Source organism: Labrys sp. (in: a-proteobacteria) (assembly GCF_047605565.1).
In the GTDB taxonomy this organism is placed as follows: Bacteria; Pseudomonadota; Alphaproteobacteria; order Rhizobiales; family Labraceae; genus Labrys; species Labrys neptuniae.
The window spans coordinates 52369-68935 of the sequence record NZ_JASGFM010000014.1 but is presented as its reverse complement, the minus strand read 5'-3'; the positions used below and the strand labels follow the sequence as shown (position 1 = coordinate 68935).

Sequence of the window (16567 nt, the reverse complement as noted above, 5' to 3'; positions counted from 1 at the left end):
CTCGGGCATGACAAGGGCGGCGCCTTGGTATGAGACGGGGACCGCTATGTCATCCACCGCAATACCGACGAGCGGCATTGTGCCGAAGGCCCGGCGAAAGGTTGATCGCGAAGGCCTGCGGCCGCTCGCGCTCGCGGCGCCGCTGCTTCTGCTGCTCATCTTCAGTTTCGGCGCACCGATCCTGTCCCTGTTGTCGCGGGCTATCTATGAGCCGACGATCGCCAAAACCCTGCCGCGGGCGGCTGCCGCCTTGGCAAAGGATGATGCGGGCGTGCCGGGCGAGGAGACCTTTCAGGCCCTGGGCGCCGACCTGAAGGATGCGGCCGGGGCCGGCTCCATCAACGAATTCGCCAAGAGCTTGAACACGCGCCTGCCGGGTGCGCGCAGCCAGATCCTGAGGCTGGGGCGCAGTACGGCTTCCGGCCAGACGCTGGACAAGGCCGCCATGATCAAGGCGGCGCCGCTTCTCGGCCAGGAGCGCGGCTGGGCTGCTATCAGGGGCGGCCTCAGCGGTTTCACCACCTTTTATCTGCTGTCCGCCTTCGACCTGCGTTGGACCGACCAGGGCAGCATCGGCATGGTGCCTCCTGACCAGGCCGTCTTCCTGCGCGTGATCGGGCGAACCTTCCTGATCGCGACATTGGTGACGCTGGGAACGCTGGTTCTCGGTTTTCCCCTGGGCTATTGGATGACCAATCTGCGGCCGGCCCTGGCCGGGATCGTCCTGGTGCTGGTGTTGCTGCCCTTCTGGACCTCGATCCTGGTGCGCACGGCCGCCTGGACCGTGATCCTGCAGAAATTCGGCCTGCTCAACGATCTCTTGCTCTGGCTCGGCCTGGCTTCGGAGCGGCTGGAGCTGATGTACAGCCGCACGGGGCTGGTTCTGGCCATGATCCATATCCAGCTGCCCTTCACCCTGCTGCCGATCTACAGCGTGATGCGATCGGTCCAGACTTCGCAGCTCAGGGCGGCCCAGTCGCTCGGCGCCAGGCCCTTCACGGTCTTTCGCCGGATCTATCTGCCGCAGGTGATGCCCGGCGTGCTGGCGGGCTGCCTGCTCACCTTCATCCTCTGCCTGGGTTACTACATCACGCCCGTGCTGGTTGGCGGGGCCAGTGACCAGCTCGTTTCCAACTTCATCGCCAACTACGTCAATGTCGAGCTCAACTGGGAGATGGCGGCCGCATTGAGCTTCGTGCTGCTGGCTTCCACCCTGGGCCTCTATATCGGCATGACGCGCTATCTCGGCCTCGACATCTTCAAAATGGGGTGAGCCATCATGCTGTCGCCTTACCCAACGCTCGGTGAACGGATCCGCGTCGGCCTGCTCTGGACCTGGTGCGTCCTGGTGCTGATCTTCCTGGTGGTGCCCATCTTCGTGCCGGTGCCGCTGTCCTTCAACTCGGGGTCCTTCTTCACCTTCCCACTCCAGGGCGTGTCCACGCGCTGGTACGAGGTGGTGCTGGGCACGCCGCGCTGGCTCGCGGCTATCGGCAACAGCCTGCTCATCGGCATCGGGGCCACCATCCTGGCCACCGTGCTGGGGACATTGACGGCGATCGGCCTCTCCGATCCACGTTTTCCGGCCCGGCGCCTGATCGTACCGCTGCTCATCTCGCCCCTGATCGTGCCGGTGGTGGTGACCGCGGTCGGCACCTATCTCTTCTATGCGCGGATGGGCCTCGCCAACAGCTATGTCGGCATCATCCTGGCCCACACGGTGCTGGCGAGCCCCTTCGTCGTGGTCACGGTGGGGGCGAGCCTGTCCGGCTTCGACCGCAACCTCATGCGGGCGACCGCCATCCTTGGTGCCAGGCCTCTGACCGGCTTCTTCCGCGTGATGCTGCCGCTGATCCTGCCCGGCGTGCTGTCCGGTGCGGCCTTCGCCTTCGTGACCTCCTTCGACGAGGTGGTGGTGGTGCAGTTCCTCGCCAGCGCCAGCCAGCGCACGCTGCCGCTCGAAATGTTCACGGGCCTGCGCGAACAATTGAGCCCCGCTATCACCGCTGCGGCGACCCTGATGATGGGGCTCTCGATCATCCTGCTGGTGGTCGCCAATCTGCTGGCAAGGCGGTCGCGACGGATGGGAGAGGCCGTCGCGCCGTAAGCTGCACCGGAGAGAGCCTCAGTCGTAGAAGCCCGGAGACTGCTTGAAGCTCGGCCAGGCGTCGGGGTCGTGGCCGGTGACCACCTTGGCATCCGTCTTCGCCGCCAGGGACCGCAGCTTCTGCACGGAGCGCACCGTATCGACCGTCGAGGCAAGGAAGCCGGGCAGGGCCCTCTCGTTCCAATGGTCGAGCGTGTAGGCGGCATCGACAGCCAGCAGGATGGCGCCGCTCTTGGGCAGGGTGACCAGGAAGGACTGGTGACCCGGTGCATGGCCGGGCGTGAAGATCATCTTGAGCGTGCCGTCGCCGAACAGATCGTAGCCATCGGTGGCCTCGGCCTCCAGGAATTGCCATTTCAGGCCGGGCCGGTCGAAATCCGCGCGGATATAGCCGCCGGCGGCGAACCAGTCCGGCGCATAGGCATATTCATATTCGCGGCGTTGCACGACATGCACGGCATTGGGGAAGCGGCCGATCGCGCCGGTGTGGTCGAGATGCAGATGCGACTGCACGACATGGGTGACGCCGTCAGGCGAAATACCCATGGCGGCAAGCTTCTGCACGCAGCCATCGCTCTCCTGCATCACCGGCCAATAGGTCTTCGAGATGCCGCCCCAATAGCCTCGCGGATCGCTGGCGCACTCGACGGCATTACCACCATCGATCACCACCAGCCCCTTGGGGTGCTTGAGCAGGTACCAGGGCACGGGGATCTCGTAGTCCGTGTTGGCACCCTGATTCATCTTGATGTTGTGCAGCTTGCACTTCAGCGTGCCGCACTGGAACATGTGCAGTTCGATCTCACCCATGCTTTCCTCCTGGTATTTTTTCCGTCCGGCATGCCTACCAGTTGCGCAGGGACTGGCGCATGACGGCCTCGATCCCGGCGGCATCGATGGCCTTGGGTGCGCCGACCAGGAGGCGTTGCTGCTTGAGCGCCCCTTGCACCAGAGCGGGAATGTCTTCCTCGCCATAGCCGAGTTCGGCGATGCCCGATGGTGCACCCACAGCCTTCATCAGCCTGATCAGGGTGTCCGGCAGCGAGTCCGGGCCCGGATTGGCGATCGGCCCGGCATTGAGGAGCTCTGCCGCCTGGATGTGCTTGTCGGGCGCCGCGTCATAGGTGAAGCGGAACACGGCGGGGGAGGTGACGATCACCGAAAAGCCATGCGGCACGAAATTGTGGCTCGTTTCATAGCCGGGGGCGCTGTAGCTGTGCTTGAGGCCGGCGAGGGGATAGGCGCAGGCATGCGGGATGTGCACCCCCGCCGTGCCGAAGCCGATGCCGGCCATGGTGGCGCCGAGCATCATGGTTCCGCGCGCTTCCAGGTCATTGCCGTCGCGGACGGCGCGCTCGAGGAAGCGCCCGCCGAACTCGATCGCCTTGAGGGACCAGATGTCGGCCACCGGATTGCTGCCCTGATAGGGCGGCCGATCATCCGGCGTGGCCGGGCGCGGCCTGGCGTCGAAGGGGCGGGAGATGAAGGATTCCACCGCGTGGCAGACGACGTCGAGGCCGCAGGAGGCCGTGACCGCTCCCGGCGTGGTGCGCGCCAGTTCGGGATCGACGATGGCCAGCGTCGGCCGCATGTAGCGATGCGAGATGCCGGTCTTCATCTTGAGTTCGGGAATGTCGAGGACCGCCACCGTGGTCGCTTCCGAGCCCGAGCCGGACGTGGTCGGGATGGCGATCAGGGGGCGCAGGGGCGAGGGAGGCTTGCGGCCGCCGCCGACAGGCGCGTTGACATAGTCGATGATGGCGCCGCCATGACTGCGGATCAGGTTGGCCACCTTGGCGGTGTCGATGGTCGAGCCCCCGCCCAGGGCAACGAAGCCGTCGACATCCTGGGATGCGGCGAAGGCCGCAGCTTCCCCCAGCGATTCGATGGTCGGCTCGACGAGAATGCTCTCGAAGACGCTGATGCCGACGCCGGCGCGCGCGATAATGCCGGTGACGCGTTCGGTAATCCCGAGCCGGCGCAGCCGAGGATCGGCGACCAGCAATATCTTGTGCAGCCCAAGGCGCTTGAGCTCCCAGTCGAGTTCCTCGACCGCCCCATTGCCGAATTTGAGCTGCGTTGCCTCCAGGGTGAAGATGGTCTCGTTCGCGCCCCGATCGATGGGTGCCATCGTCATGTCCTCCTGCGCCGGCGACCATTCTGCCGAGCCGGGCGAGGGAGCCGCGCGGCCAGTCCGTGATCGGGTCGTATGTCCTGACTTGCGAAGTTGATGGGAGGCTTCCACAATGGTAGAAACATGTCAATATCACATAGTGACATGGTCATATGATGAATTTAGTCTCGCGATGTTTTGAAACGGATTGTCGGTCCGCGTAACATTTCCAATCTCGGCAATGGTCCGCTCGAGAATCCAGGAGGAGGCGTATTTGGCCCTCAAAGAGCGAATGCGCCCGGTCCCGGAAGCTGCGGGGCCTATCGGCGATGAGGACAGGCGGATCGGCAGGCCCTTGCCTCTGGCCGATCGGGTGGTTGCCGCGCTGCAGGAGGATATCGAGAAGGGGCACTATGAAGCGGGTGCCCGCCTGCCGACCGAGCCCGAACTGGCCGCCAGCTTCGGCGTCAGCCGCACGGTGATCCGCGAGGCGGTATCCCGGTTGAAGGCCGATGGCATCGTGGTCAGCCGCCAGGGCGCCGGGGTTTTTGTCAGCGCCGCCCCGCTGCAGCGCTCCTTCCGTATCCGCGATGCCGAAGTCGGCAGCGGCATTGCCCTGCGCGAGATCTTCGAATTGCGCCTGTGCCTCGAAGTGGAAGGTGCCGGTCTCGCCGCAGTCCGCCGTTCGCAAGACGATCTCGCCACGCTCCGGCACTGGCTGCAGGAAATGGATCGCACCAAGCTTGGCGAGGATCTCGGCGTCGGTGCCGATATCGAGTTTCATCGCGCAGTCGCGGCGGCAAGCGGCAATGGCAAGGTCGCCGATTTCCAGCGCTATCTATCCCTGCTGCTGCATCAGAGCGTGACGGTTGCCCGCAGCAACACCCTGACGCAGAAGGGGCCGGCTCATGTCGACAGCGTCATCGAGGAACATGGCGACATCTGCCGTGCCATCGAGGCGCGTTCGGCTGCGAATGCGCGCAGCGCCATGCGCCGCCATCTTTTGCGGGCGGCGACGCGGCTGGGAGTGATCGGGCAGGAAGAGGCGGCGCTCCTGGCTTAGGGCGCCGTCATTCGTCATAGCCGCCGGCCGGAACGTCCTGGATCGAGCCCGTATAGTCCTCGGACGGCGGCGGTGCCCCGCCGGCACCACGCTGCGCGGCGGCGACCCAGCCGGCGGGAGGGCGCGGGCGGCAGATGCTCTTGCTGCGTACGCCGTGGCGGGCGAGATCGAGATGCAGATGGTTGTCGTGCAGCGGCGCGCCGGGGCCGAGCACGGTGGTGAACTTGGCGCAGGCGCCAAAGGCGATATCGCGCCAGAAGCCGCGCTCCTGGGCCGAACCACGCCAGCCGGTCAGGATGCGCGTCTCGCGGCCGTCGGCCAGCTTGAAGCCCTTGACGTCGACGGCATTGGCGAAAGCGTGTTCGGACATGCGGCCGAAATGGCCATTGTTGCGCCGGCGGCAGGAATAGCTGCCGAACGTCGTCATCTCCACGATCGGGGATCCGAAATTGGCCATCGCCGCCGGCTGCACGTCCTGAACCAGCCAGCGTGTGATGGCGGGGATCATCGAGCAGGACAGCACCAGGCTGCGATCCATCGAGACCGAGAAGGGGCCACCGTCGGCGATACGAACCGGACCGGGGGATGGAGCAGCCCGGTAGGACATCGGAGCCGAAGCGTCGCCATCACCGATCGCTCCGGTCTGGTCGCCGACCGCTGCAGGCGGCAGCAAGCCATCCGGTGCGCCCGATGGTTGCGGAGCATATTGCGGCTGAGGTGCCTCATTCGGCTGAGGGGCCACGGTTGCCGGTGCGCGGGGCCGCAGCGCCGCATAGACGGGCGCGGCAGGTGCTCCGGTGGTATTGAGGGCGGTGACGCGGAAGGGGTGGTCGACACCGCAGACGCCAGGTCCTTCGATCGCCTGGGCGATGCGAATGCCGGCGGTTTCCCGGACCTCGCCGGAAGCAAGGCACTGGGATTCGGCTTGGGCACGCCAGGGTTCTCGCTCTTCGAGATTGAAGAACGACCCGCAACCAGCCAGGCTACCCAGAACCGTACCCAGCACGAGAGAACACGCAACGCGACGCAACATACCCGGAGTTTACCGGCCATTTTCAAAAAGAAGCGTTAACCGCGCGGACGTGATCAATTTCATCCACGAGGGTCGCTTCCACGATGGCCAATCAGGCCAAAAGCGTGTATGCCGCTTTGCCTTTTCCAAAGAGAAAAGTGTCATCCATGCCCACGGACGATGATCGGCCTTTGGCGAATTACATCGCGATCGTCCTCGCCGGCGGCGAAGGGCGGCGCATGGGCTGCAACAAGCTGTTGCTCGATATTTCTGCCCGCCCGATGATCCGCCATGTCGTCGAGACTATCCGCGGCGTCATCGCCGACGTCATTGTGGTGACCGGCCACCAGCAGGAACGCATCGAGGAGGCGCTCGTCCGTACACCGGTCGAATTCGTGGCTTCGCCTCCGTCCGATGGCGCGGCGACCGCAATCCGGCGGGCTTTTGAGCGCGCGCGCCTGCTCGCGGCCCAGAGGCGGTACGACGGTATCATGTTATGTGTCGGCGATCAGCCGCGACTGACGGAGCGTGAAATCGCCGGTTTGATCAAGCAATACAACGCCAGTGACCGGTGCAAGGCACTGGTTCCGGTGCGCGGCGAGCGAAGAGGCTACCCCGTGATGATACCGCCGGATTTTGACGTGGAGGGCGTTGATCTTTTGAGCGAAAGTCTGATTGCCGATTATCCCGACCAAATCGCGGCTTTTCCTACACGCAATCCTGTCTATGATTCCAGCTTGGACACGCCGGAAGATTTTCGGAGCTTTTTTGCAATCTCGGAACGTCTCTAGCACGTACTTTAATACCTAGAGCGCTCCGTATCGCGTGGAATTCGTCGGACTAGTTGCATGCGTGGGATGCCCGAATGTGGCCGTAGACGTTAGGTTTTGTGTGTTAAACTTTTAAAACAAAACCTAATACCAAAATATTGGCGTTTCAATTTTTGAAATATTTTGTATTTGTCTCTTTATATATTGAGTTAAATCTTAAATCCATGAGAATACCTCGCTAGTCAATTTTGCTTACAGGCCTATACCCGTGAGGTTAATCCACATTCGTACGGCGCATATCTTTGTATACCGCTTATGCAAGTCTTGCCCATTCGCGCGGTTGACGCTAAGGGCAGGTTGATAGAGCTCTTACCAGCCGCGAGGTCCGCAATGTCGTTCACGCTCACCCCCGAAAATACCCTCCCGGTCGACGGTGTCGCCGGGACATTGATCGGGCGTGTCTGGCTGCCGGATGTCGAGGGACCGGCCGTCGTGGTTGCCAAAGAGGATGGCCTGCACGACATTACCTCCAGCTTCCCGACGGTCAGGGATCTCTGCGAAGCGCGAAATCCAGCCCAGGCTGCCAAGGCGGCACCCTCCACCGAAATCGGGGCCCTTGCGGAAATCCTGGCCAACACGCCGCCGGCCAACCGCGACCTGCGCAAGCCCTGGCTGCTGGCGCCGATCGATCTCCAGGCCATCAAGGCGGCCGGTGTCACCTTCGTGGTGTCGATGCTCGAGCGGGTGATCGAGGAGAAGGCACGGGGAAACTCGGCCGCAGCCGCTTCCCTCAGGGCTGAGATCGTCAAGCTGGTCGGTGACGACCTAGCGCGCCTGCGTCCCGGCTCGGCCGAGGCTGCAAAGCTGAAGGAGGTGCTGATCGCCCAGGGCGCATGGTCGCAATATCTGGAAGTCGGTATCGGACCGGATGCCGAGATTTTCAGCAAGGCCCAGCCCATGGCGGCCGTCGGTACCGGCGCCGATGCCGGCCTTCATCCCAATTCGACCTGGAACAATCCCGAGCCGGAAGTGGTGCTGGTGGTTTCTTCTGCCGGCAAGATCGTCGGCGCGACGCTGGGCAACGACGTCAACCTACGCGATTTCGAGGGCCGGTCGGCCCTGCTGCTCTCCAAGGCCAAGGACAACAACGCATCGGCGGCGGTCGGCCCCTTCGTGCGCCTGTTCGACTCCACCTTCTCGCTCGATCATGTCAGGCGCGCCGACGTGACGCTGGAGGTACGCGGGCCCGAAGGCTACCGGCTCACCGGCATGAGTTCGATCTCCAAGATCAGCCGCGATCCTGGCGATCTCGTCTCGCAGATGATCGGCGTCAACCATCAGTATCCCGACGGCGCGGTCCTCTTCCTGGGCACCATGTTCGCGCCCATCGATGATCGCGACGAGAAGGGCAAGGGCTTCACCCACAAGATCGGTGATATCGTCACCATTGCTGCCCCCGAGCTCGGCTCGCTCACCAATCGCATGGTGCGCAGTTCCGACGCACCGCCCTGGACCTTCGGTGCCAGCCACCTCCTGCGCAACCTGGCCAGGCGCGGCTTGCTGTGATCGCCTACAGGCGGGCTGCCGCGTAACGGCGGATCCGGATGAAACTCCGAAGGCGCTCCCATTCAGGGCGCTCTCGCAGGCAATACCGTTCTCTTCGGCGGGTGGCTTCTGGATAGCCGGGTCAAGCCCGGCGCATCCACTCCCTCGAGCGATGCTGCCGCCTTCAGGCCAGTTCTTGCGAACGCAGCTGCTCTGGCGGGTGGCCGGCGGCTACGAAGCCCCGGACCGTCAGCCCGATTTTCCAGTTCTTCTGTTTGCCGGTGATCGAGAAGAGATTGTAGGAGGCCGGCCAGCGGGCACGCTCCGGGGCGGCCGAGGCCGAGGGGGTGCAGACCACCGGTATCGGCCCCTTGGGGCCCTTGATGCGATGCACCAGCCCGGTGTGGATATGCCCGTGCAGGACGAGCTCTGCCCCGGTACGGCGCAGCACGGCGTTCAGCCGGTCGCAATCGATCAGCATCGCGGTCGGTCCGGCATCCTGACGTCGCACGGGATGATGCAGCATGACCACGCGGCAATAGCCTTCATGCTCCAGATGTTCGAGGATGGGGCCGAGCTTGGCGATCTGGCGCGGACCGAGCTTGCCGGTGGCCATGAAAGGCGCGGTCGGAATCGCACTGGACAGGCCGACAAGCGCCACTTTTCCGCGGATGCGCACATAGGGAAAGCGCTCGTCCTCGTCGAGGGGATGGGCGCCGGCGTTGTCGCCGCGCATCCAGGGATCGAAGGCCGAAAGCAAATGGAGGGCGCCGCCCTTGGTGTAGGCATCGTGATTGCCGGGCACCAGCGAGACGAAGTCGGGCGCGCCGACGGTTTCGAGAAAAGCGCGCGCCGCCGGATACTCGCCAGGCAGAGCGAGATTGACCACGTCGCCGGTCAAGGCGATATGGTCGGGCGCCTGCGCATGCAAATCCACCAGGAGTTGCTGCAGCACATCCATGCGGTGGACGTCCCGGCGCCCTCGATTCCAGTTGATCCAGCCCAGAACCCGCTTTCCCGCCAGTTCCTTGGCCCTGGCTCGCGGCAAAGGCCCGATATGGGGGTCTGAAAGATGCGCGAGCTTGAACATGAGGAGGCAATCGGGGAGGCGGGGTAATCACGAAGCGACAGGCAGTGACGCTAGCGTGGCCATATGGCCTGCCTCTGTCAACGCAAAACGCCTGCACGTTCTCGCGAACGGCAGGCGTCGTTTTGGCCGGGGACCATCAACCGCCGCTACGCAGCGGGACGATCGTTAAGCTTTGCTGAAGGTCAACAATGCGACAGTGTCGCGGGTAGCCTGGGTCTTGGCACGGATACGAACGGCGCTGGCAAGCAGCCGGAAATAGGTAAACATCGAACTATACCGGGGCGAAGGCCCCTGGGTCTCCTCTATTGGGGTGGCGCTTCTATACCGCAGGAACAGGTATTTTACCAGCCGGTAAAGGCTGCTTGGCACGCTGGACAGCCATGCATGGGAGGGATGGCAGGGTGTGGGAAGTTTTTTTGCGATATGATCCCAGACAGGGCTTGGCCACTTCCTTACAATCACTGAGCGTCGATGAATGAATTCTTCTTCAATTACATTGCGACAGAAGATCGGACGTCTGGTGACTCCGCTTTTCATGGTCTATTCCCGCATGCAGCGCGGTATGACTTTGGGCGTGCGCGCCGCCGTGCTCGACGGGCAGGGCAGGGTCTTTCTGGTACGGCATACCTATGTCCCGGGCTGGTATCTTCCGGGCGGGGGTGTCGAGACCGGGGAAACCGCACTGGAGGCCCTGGCCCGTGAGCTGGATGAGGAGGGGCATATCCATCTCGAAGCATCGCCAGAGCTGCAGGGGCTCTATTGGAACCGGGAGATCAGCCGCCGCGACCACATTGCCTTCTTCTTGGTGCGGAACTACACCCAGGCACAACCCCGCCTGCCGGATCACGAGATCGCCGAGGCCGGCTTCTTTCCCCTCGATGCCCTGCCGGAGGAAACCACCAAGGCGACCCGCCGTCGGCTCGATGAAGTGGCGGGCCGGCGACAGCCGGATGGCCTGTGGTGATGCGGCGGTCCGTGCCGACGGCATCTGCGACGCGCGGGTTCCCCGAAATGGCACGATCCGCGCAGCAAAATATCGTCCGATCGATAAATCCGGTTGTAAGGCGGCCTCTTTTGCTGTACGCGCCGGCCATGATGACGAAGAGCCTTCAGCTGCGACGACGAACCGTGGTTTCGCCCCACTCCCTTTCGCGCGCCTGAACGGTCAAGCCGGCGGGCGCTCCCTGCCTGCCGGAACCATCGCAATGCCTGAAATCGCCATCGACCTCACCCCCGAGACGCCCGACGACGGTGCCGTCATCGACAAGCTGCACGAACGGGCCTTTGGGCCCGGCCGCTTCGCCCGCACGGCCTTCCGCCTGCGCGAAGGCGTGCCGCCGCATCCCAAACTGTCCTATGTGGCGCGCATCGGTTCGATGATCGTGGGCTCGATCCGACTGACATCGATCCATGTCGGCGAGGCCCCGGCCCTGCTGCTCGGCCCCCTGACGGTGGAGCCCGCCTTCCGCTCGCGCGGCATCGGCCTGACGCTGATGCAGGCCAGCCTGACCGAGGCCGCCGAGATTGGCCATCGGCTCGTCATCCTGGTGGGCGACGAGCCCTATTACAGCCGGGTCGGCTTCACGCGCATCGCGCCAGGACGGGTCATGCTGCCCGGGCCGGTCGATCCCCTGCGCCTCCTGGTGAAGGAACTGGTGGAGGGGGCCTTCGAAGGGGTTGCGGGCGCTGCGCGCGGCGGCTGAACCGGCCGGGCATTCCAGATATCGGGCTGGTCAGGTGGTCATGCGCACTGCTTCGTCCAGGAGGGCCTGACGCTGTGCGCCATCCTCCGTGAAGCCGCCGTCGATCCAGGCCTGCTCGGCGCGCGCGAGGATGCGGCCGATGCGCGGGCCAGGCTTGATGCCGAATTGCGCGAGATCCCTGCCGCTGAAGGGGGGCTCGGGAATGCTCCAATGCTCCGGTAAAGCCAGGGCCTCGGCAAAATCGGCGTCGGGGTGGTGCGCGGCCGCGACGAGCATGCCATCGCGATAAAGCTCCGGGCCCAGGCGATAAAGCCATTCCCGGGCCTTGGGAAGGGTGGGGGCGTGTCTGACGCGCTCCAGCAACAGGGCAATCGTGGCCAGGCGTTTGGCCTCGGCGTTCGATAGCCGCAGCCGTGCCGCCAGCCGCTCGGCATCCTGCCGCGTGAACAGGCTGAGGGCCGCCAGCCGCCGGATGGCGTCGGGTTTCGTCTGGCCCCGGGCTTCGAGGTCCGCGAGGCGACGAAACGCCTCGACGCGTGAGATAGCCCCCAGCAGAATGCCGAGAAAACCGGCAGCCTCGATCTCGGCGAGGACCTCGCTGGCGTGCGGCGCCGTGAGCAGTTTGAGGAGCTCGGCCCTGATGCGTTCGGCCGAGAGCCGGCGCAGGCCCTCGCGTCCGCGTATCGCCGCTGTGAAGCTCGCTTTATCAAGCGGTCCCTGCCCGAAACGGGCATGAAAGCGAAAAAGACGCAGAATGCGCAGATAATCCTCGGCGATACGCTGATCGGCCTCGCCGAGGAAGCGCACCCGCCGCTCGGCGATGTCGGCAAGGCCGCTGGCATAGTCGTGCAGCCGGCCGTCGGGGGTGAGCGAGAGGGCATTGATGGTGAAGTCGCGCCGGAATGCGTCGGCCCGGAAGTCGCGGCCGAAATGCACCACGGCGCGGCGGCCGTCGGTCTCGATGTCCTCGCGCAGCGTCGTCACTTCGAGCGGGTGGCCATCGATGACCACGGTCACGGTGCCGTGCTCGATGCCGGTGGGCACGACCTTCCAGCCGCGCGCCCGAGCCCGGGCCTGGGTCTCGACGGGCAGGGCCGTGGTGGCGATGTCCCAGTCGGCGACGGCCTCGCCGAGCAGGGCATTGCGCACGGCGCCTCCCACCACCCGCGCTTCTTCCCCGTCTTGGTTCAGGGCCGCGAGCAGCGTCGACAAGGGGGGCTTGTCGAGCCAGGGGAAACGCTCATCCATCCGGTCATGCATCCAATGGCATCTTCAAGAAAAGTCGTCGGGCTGCTCAGCTGAGAAAATGCGTCAAAACAATAAGTTAGAGAGAAAATCCGATTCGGAGAATGCGCACTTTTCCCTATCGTGTCTGAGGCTCGACCAGCTTGCCGTCCTCCATATGCGCGGGGACATAGGCACTGCCGGCAGGGGCTCCGCCATAATGGGCAAAGAGCGCCAGGCCAACCGCCATGCTCACCACACCCAGCGCGATCAGTCGCAGCAGCGGGACCCCTGTCCGCTCGGGGGTGCCAGGCTGGCCGCCGCGCAGCAGCACCCAGATCCCATAGACCAGGAAAGGCAGGATGAACAGCACTGCCTCGAACAGGAAAGGCCGGAACATCAGCTTGCGACCTTCATCGTCTCAGCCATAGATCCGCTCATAGAGGGTATGGATGATCCCCGCCGTCACGCCCCAGATATAGTGGCCCTGCCAGGGAATTGCATAATATTGGCGCATGGCACCGCGCCATTCCCGGCTTTCGGCAATGTGGTTGGCCGGATCCATCAGGAAGGCGAGCGGGCATTCGAACACGCTGTCGACCTCGGCGGGATTGAGATGCAGCACCATGCCCGGATCGGCCAGGGCCACCACCGGCGCGATACGGTAGCCCGAGCCCGTAAGATAGAGATCGAGATAGCCGATCGGGCTGATCAGGCTGGCCGACAGCCCGACCTCCTCCTCGGCCTCGCGCATCGCAGCTGCCAGGGCGCTGCCGTCGTCGGGATCGATGCGACCGCCGGGAAAAGCGATCTGGCCCGAATGGTTGCGCAGTGCGCTCGAACGATGGGTGAGCAGCACCGTGGGTCCGTCGGGCCGGTCGATGAGGGCGATCAGCACGGCCGCTGGCTTGGAGGGCGCCGCGGGCAATTCGGCAAGCAGGCCGGGGGAGAAGCGGTGATCGCCATGATCAGGCACGCTGTCGAGATGGAGCCCTGCCGGCGCCTCGACGGCAAGCCGGTGTCGGGCTCGTTCGAGGAAGGCCTCGAGCTCGGGATGGTGGGTCTCAGGGGGCAGGGCGGTCAGCATGTCAGGGATTAGTGTTTCGAGGCTCGGCACCGATTTCATCGGCAGGGGCCATGGCAAAGAAGCTGCCGCCAGAGGCGACGCCGAACAGGGCGACCCCGTCGACTTCCCGGATCTCGCCGAGGTCGGCAAGATCGTAATAGAGAGCGCGATTGACCCGAGCCCAAAGGCCGGCGCGCACATGCACATAGGGCTTCAGCCCCTCGGAAGCCCCGATCTCGAACCGCATGGGATGGTCCGGGCCGGCCTCGGTCCAGTCGTCGACATTGGTGCGGAAGGACAGGATCTGCCCGCCTGCGCCTGTTTCCACGCGCATTTCCACGGCGACGAAGGGCACGTCATCCACTGCGATGCCGACGCGCTCCACCGGCGTCACCAGCACATAGCGATCCTCGTCACGGCGCAGGATCGAGGCAAACAGCTTGACGAGTTCGATCCGCCCGATCGGGCTCTTCATGTAATGCCAGCTGCCATCGGCCGCGATGCGCATGTCGATATCGCCGCAGAACGGGGGATTCCACAGATGCACCGGACGGGCGCCGGCATGTTTGCCGGTTTCCTTGACGGCCTTGGTCAATCCGGCCAGATCGGTCTGGGCCATAGTCGAAAACACTCGGTGATAAAACGGACGTGAAAACGACAGACAAGCTCTCGCTCCTGCCTTAGTTGCTCTCTAGTATCCTGCGATACAAGGGAATCGCGCAAGCTTTCCCATTATCCAGCGCCTGTCCGGCGCGTTTCCTGCGAGGCATGATGACGGCCGATACCGCCACCAATCTCGATGAAGCCATCATCCGCTCGGCTGAAAACACGGCAGATCTGATCAAGCGGGCCCGCGAAGCGGTGCATGGCGTGATCTTCGGCCAGGAGGCCGTGGTCGATGGCGCCCTGATCACCCTGCTTTCCGGCGGGCACGGCCTGCTCGTCGGCGTGCCGGGCCTTGCCAAGACCAAGCTGGTCGAAACGCTCGGCGTGGTATTGGGGCTCGATGCCAAGCGCGTGCAGTTCACGCCGGACCTGATGCCCTCGGACATCCTCGGCACCGAAGTGCTCGACGCCAGCGAGACCGGCAAGCGCAGCTTCCGTTTCGTGCGCGGTCCGGTTTTTGCCCAATTGCTGATGGCCGACGAGATCAACCGCGCCTCGCCGCGCACCCAGTCGGCCCTGCTGCAAGCGATGCAGGAATATCACATCACCGTGGCGGGCGAGCGCCATGACCTGCCCAAGCCCTTCCATGTCCTGGCGACGCAGAACCCCCTCGAGCAGGAGGGCACCTACCCCTTGCCGGAAGCCCAGCTCGACCGTTTCCTGATGCAGATCGACGTGCCCTATCCCGATCGCGAGGACGAGAAGCGCATTTTGCTCTTCACCACAGGCGCCGAGGAGGCTCCCGCGCGGCCCGCCATGAGCGTGGAGGATCTCCTGAGCGCACAACGCCTGGTCCGGCGGTTGCCGGTCGGCGAATCGGTGGTCGAGGCCATCCTCACGCTGGTGCGCTCGGCCCGCCCCGGCGAGACGCCCGACCTTGCCGGCAAAATCGCCTGGGGCCCGGGCCCGCGCGCCAGCCAGGCCCTGATGCTCGCTGTGCGGGCACGTGCCCTGGTGCAGGGCCGGTTCTCTCCTTCGATCGACGATGTCATCGCCCTCGCCGAACCCGTGCTCAAGCACCGCATGGCCCTCAGCTTTGCCGCCCGGGCCGATGGCGAGAGCATCGAGGGCGTGATCGGACGCCTTGCGCGCAAATTGGGCTGAGCCGAATGGCGGTTTCCACGCGGCTGATCGACGAGCATAAGGCGGTCAGGTCATCAGGCCTGCAGCAGGCGGCGCTCGATCTGGCCGAAGCCATGCCCAGGCTTGCCCTGGAGGCGCGCCGCGTGGCGGCGACGGCATTGCATGGCCTGCATGGCCGCCGCCGGGCCGGACAGGGCGAGAATTTCTGGCAGTTCCGCCATTTTGCCCCCGGAGAGGCGGCTGCCAATGTCGACTGGCGCCGGTCGGCGCGTGGCGACGAACTTTATGTGCGCGAGCACGAATGGGACGCGGCCCAGACCCTGTGGCTATGGGTCGATCGTTCGATCTCGATGAATCTGGCGTCGAGCCTGGCGCAGACCTCCAAGCTCGAACGGGCACTGGTGCTGTGCCTGGCTTTTGCCGACCTCCTGGTGCAGGGCGGTGAACGCGTCGGCCTGATCGGCCTGGCCCGGCCGACCTCGCAGAGGGCGATTATCGAAAAATTCGCTCTCGCCTTGATGGCGGTGGCTCCGCCCGCCACGGCGGAGCGCAGCGGACTGCCCGAGCGGATTGCGCTCGGCCCTCGCAGCGAAGCCATTCTGATCGGTGATTTTCTCGACGAGCCGGAAGTAACGGGGGGCACCATTGCGGCCCTGGCGGCTCGCGGCGCGCGCGGTCATCTCCTGGTCGTCGCCGATCCGATCGAAGAGACCTTTCCGTTTGCCGGCCGTACCGAACTGATCGATCCTGAAACGGGAGCGAAGTTCCAGGCTCCGCGGGCCCAGGACATCCGCCAGGCCTATGAGGCTAGGCTTGCCGCCCATCGTGACGCCTTGCGGGCGATCACGCACCGCTATGGCTGGAGCATGACGCTGCATCGCACCGACAAGCCGGCCTCCCAGGCCGTGCTGGCCCTGCATCCGTTGCTGCAGCAGGGGGAGGGGGCCTGATGGCGGTGATCGAAAGGCCTGGCCCACGGAGGTTGGGGAGACGTTTGGGGATAAGTGCTCTGTCATCCCCGGCGAGGCCGGAGGCCGAGGGAAGGGGATCCAGGGCTGCAACCGATGCCTTTGGTCCCTGGATCCCCTTCCCTTCGCCCTCTCTCGCTTCGCTCGCGAGTGGCGC

The 16567-nt window shown here is 64.7% G+C and carries 17 protein-coding genes; 9 read left to right on the top strand and 8 right to left on the bottom strand.

The annotated features are described in order from the left end of the window. Positions 1-46: 46 nt before the first annotated feature. Positions 47-1273, top strand: a complete 1227-nt coding sequence (locus tag QM672_RS14690; protein WP_415083379.1) for an ABC transporter permease — start codon at positions 47-49, stop codon at positions 1271-1273. Between the two features lie 3 nt (positions 1274-1276). Next, the gene (locus QM672_RS14685; protein ID WP_415083464.1) at positions 1277-2107 is read left to right on the top strand and encodes an ABC transporter permease; all 831 of its coding nucleotides are present in this window, start codon (positions 1277-1279) and stop codon (positions 2105-2107) included. A gap of 18 nt (positions 2108-2125) precedes the next feature. Here QM672_RS14685 and attM read toward each other — a convergent pair whose 3' ends face one another. Both attM and QM672_RS14675 read right to left on the bottom strand, forming a co-directional pair. Then, a complete protein-coding gene (gene attM / locus QM672_RS14680) occupies positions 2126-2917 on the bottom strand; it encodes an AttM family quorum-quenching N-acyl homoserine lactonase (protein ID WP_415083377.1) in 792 nt (263 codons plus the stop codon). A gap of 34 nt (positions 2918-2951) precedes the next feature. Then, positions 2952-4238, bottom strand: a complete 1287-nt coding sequence (locus QM672_RS14675; RefSeq protein ID WP_415083375.1) for a hydroxyacid-oxoacid transhydrogenase — start codon at positions 4236-4238, stop codon at positions 2952-2954. A gap of 256 nt (positions 4239-4494) precedes the next feature. Here QM672_RS14675 and QM672_RS14670 point away from each other — a divergent pair, with 256 nt between their 5' ends. Further along, on the top strand, positions 4495-5283 hold the full coding sequence (locus tag QM672_RS14670) for a FadR/GntR family transcriptional regulator (protein ID WP_415083373.1): 789 nt from the start codon (positions 4495-4497) through the stop codon (positions 5281-5283). A 7-nt stretch (positions 5284-5290) separates the two neighbouring features. Here QM672_RS14670 and QM672_RS14665 read toward each other — a convergent pair whose 3' ends face one another. Continuing rightward, the gene (locus QM672_RS14665) at positions 5291-6289 is read right to left on the bottom strand and encodes an extensin family protein (RefSeq protein WP_311933625.1); all 999 of its coding nucleotides are present in this window, start codon (positions 6287-6289) and stop codon (positions 5291-5293) included. Between the two features lie 110 nt (positions 6290-6399). Here QM672_RS14665 and QM672_RS14660 point away from each other — a divergent pair, with 110 nt between their 5' ends. Both QM672_RS14660 and QM672_RS14655 read left to right on the top strand, forming a co-directional pair. After that, the gene (locus tag QM672_RS14660) at positions 6400-7086 is read left to right on the top strand and encodes a nucleotidyltransferase family protein (protein ID WP_415083371.1); all 687 of its coding nucleotides are present in this window, start codon (positions 6400-6402) and stop codon (positions 7084-7086) included. Positions 7087-7455: 369 nt separating this feature from the next. Further along, complete coding sequence (locus QM672_RS14655) at positions 7456-8631, top strand: fumarylacetoacetate hydrolase family protein (protein ID WP_311933622.1); 1176 nt, start codon at positions 7456-7458, stop codon at positions 8629-8631. 163 nt (positions 8632-8794) lie between these two features. On the opposite strand, the gene QM672_RS14650 is transcribed toward QM672_RS14655, so the two are convergent. Then, a complete protein-coding gene (locus QM672_RS14650) occupies positions 8795-9700 on the bottom strand; it encodes a metallophosphoesterase (RefSeq protein WP_311933620.1) in 906 nt (301 codons plus the stop codon). A gap of 520 nt (positions 9701-10220) precedes the next feature. Between QM672_RS14650 and QM672_RS14645 the strand changes: the two genes are divergently transcribed. Both QM672_RS14645 and QM672_RS14640 read left to right on the top strand, forming a co-directional pair. Then, positions 10221-10664, top strand: a complete 444-nt coding sequence (locus QM672_RS14645) for an NUDIX domain-containing protein (protein ID WP_415083368.1) — start codon at positions 10221-10223, stop codon at positions 10662-10664. A 241-nt stretch (positions 10665-10905) separates the two neighbouring features. Further along, positions 10906-11403: a GNAT family N-acetyltransferase gene (locus tag QM672_RS14640; protein ID WP_415083366.1), complete on the top strand. Its 498-nt coding sequence runs from the start codon at positions 10906-10908 to the stop codon at positions 11401-11403. 30 nt (positions 11404-11433) lie between these two features. Here the strand turns inward: QM672_RS14640 and QM672_RS14635 are convergent, their stop codons facing one another. From QM672_RS14635 to QM672_RS14620, 4 genes are all read right to left on the bottom strand, one after another. Next, the gene (locus QM672_RS14635; RefSeq protein ID WP_415083364.1) at positions 11434-12651 is read right to left on the bottom strand and encodes a CCA tRNA nucleotidyltransferase; all 1218 of its coding nucleotides are present in this window, start codon (positions 12649-12651) and stop codon (positions 11434-11436) included. A gap of 115 nt (positions 12652-12766) precedes the next feature. Further along, entirely contained in the window at positions 12767-13027 is a 261-nt protein-coding gene (locus QM672_RS14630; RefSeq protein ID WP_311933613.1) for a DUF6111 family protein, read from the bottom strand. Between the two features lie 21 nt (positions 13028-13048). Next, on the bottom strand, positions 13049-13714 hold the full coding sequence (locus QM672_RS14625) for a CoA pyrophosphatase (RefSeq protein ID WP_311933611.1): 666 nt from the start codon (positions 13712-13714) through the stop codon (positions 13049-13051). A 1-nt stretch (position 13715) separates the two neighbouring features. Next, positions 13716-14312: a DUF1285 domain-containing protein gene (locus tag QM672_RS14620; RefSeq protein ID WP_415083361.1), complete on the bottom strand. Its 597-nt coding sequence runs from the start codon at positions 14310-14312 to the stop codon at positions 13716-13718. A gap of 152 nt (positions 14313-14464) precedes the next feature. Between QM672_RS14620 and QM672_RS14615 the strand changes: the two genes are divergently transcribed. Continuing rightward, positions 14465-15463 (top strand): MoxR family ATPase, encoded by a 999-nt coding sequence (locus QM672_RS14615; RefSeq protein ID WP_311933607.1) that lies wholly within the window; start codon positions 14465-14467, stop codon positions 15461-15463. 5 nt (positions 15464-15468) lie between these two features. After that, positions 15469-16392: a DUF58 domain-containing protein gene (locus QM672_RS14610; protein ID WP_415083359.1), complete on the top strand. Its 924-nt coding sequence runs from the start codon at positions 15469-15471 to the stop codon at positions 16390-16392. Positions 16393-16567: the final 175 nt, after the last annotated feature.

Coding starts and splice junctions, on each gene's coding strand:
- QM672_RS14655 (WP_311933622.1), top strand. CDS start 7,456: ATGTCGTTCACGCTCACCCCCGAAAATACCCTCCCGGTCGACGGTGTC.
- QM672_RS14650 (WP_311933620.1), bottom strand. CDS start 9,700: ATGTTCAAGCTCGCGCATCTTTCAGACCCCCATATCGGGCCTTTGCCG.
- QM672_RS14635 (WP_415083364.1), bottom strand. CDS start 12,651: ATGGATGAGCGTTTCCCCTGGCTCGACAAGCCCCCCTTGTCGACGCTG.
- QM672_RS14690 (WP_415083379.1), top strand. CDS start 47: ATGTCATCCACCGCAATACCGACGAGCGGCATTGTGCCGAAGGCCCGG.
- QM672_RS14660 (WP_415083371.1), top strand. CDS start 6,400: ATGGCCAATCAGGCCAAAAGCGTGTATGCCGCTTTGCCTTTTCCAAAG.
- QM672_RS14675 (WP_415083375.1), bottom strand. CDS start 4,238: ATGGCACCCATCGATCGGGGCGCGAACGAGACCATCTTCACCCTGGAG.
- QM672_RS14640 (WP_415083366.1), top strand. CDS start 10,906: ATGCCTGAAATCGCCATCGACCTCACCCCCGAGACGCCCGACGACGGT.
- QM672_RS14625 (WP_311933611.1), bottom strand. CDS start 13,714: ATGCTGACCGCCCTGCCCCCTGAGACCCACCATCCCGAGCTCGAGGCC.
- QM672_RS14630 (WP_311933613.1), bottom strand. CDS start 13,027: ATGTTCCGGCCTTTCCTGTTCGAGGCAGTGCTGTTCATCCTGCCTTTC.
- attM (WP_415083377.1), bottom strand. CDS start 2,917: ATGGGTGAGATCGAACTGCACATGTTCCAGTGCGGCACGCTGAAGTGC.
- QM672_RS14615 (WP_311933607.1), top strand. CDS start 14,465: ATGACGGCCGATACCGCCACCAATCTCGATGAAGCCATCATCCGCTCG.
- QM672_RS14620 (WP_415083361.1), bottom strand. CDS start 14,312: ATGGCCCAGACCGATCTGGCCGGATTGACCAAGGCCGTCAAGGAAACC.
- QM672_RS14610 (WP_415083359.1), top strand. CDS start 15,469: ATGGCGGTTTCCACGCGGCTGATCGACGAGCATAAGGCGGTCAGGTCA.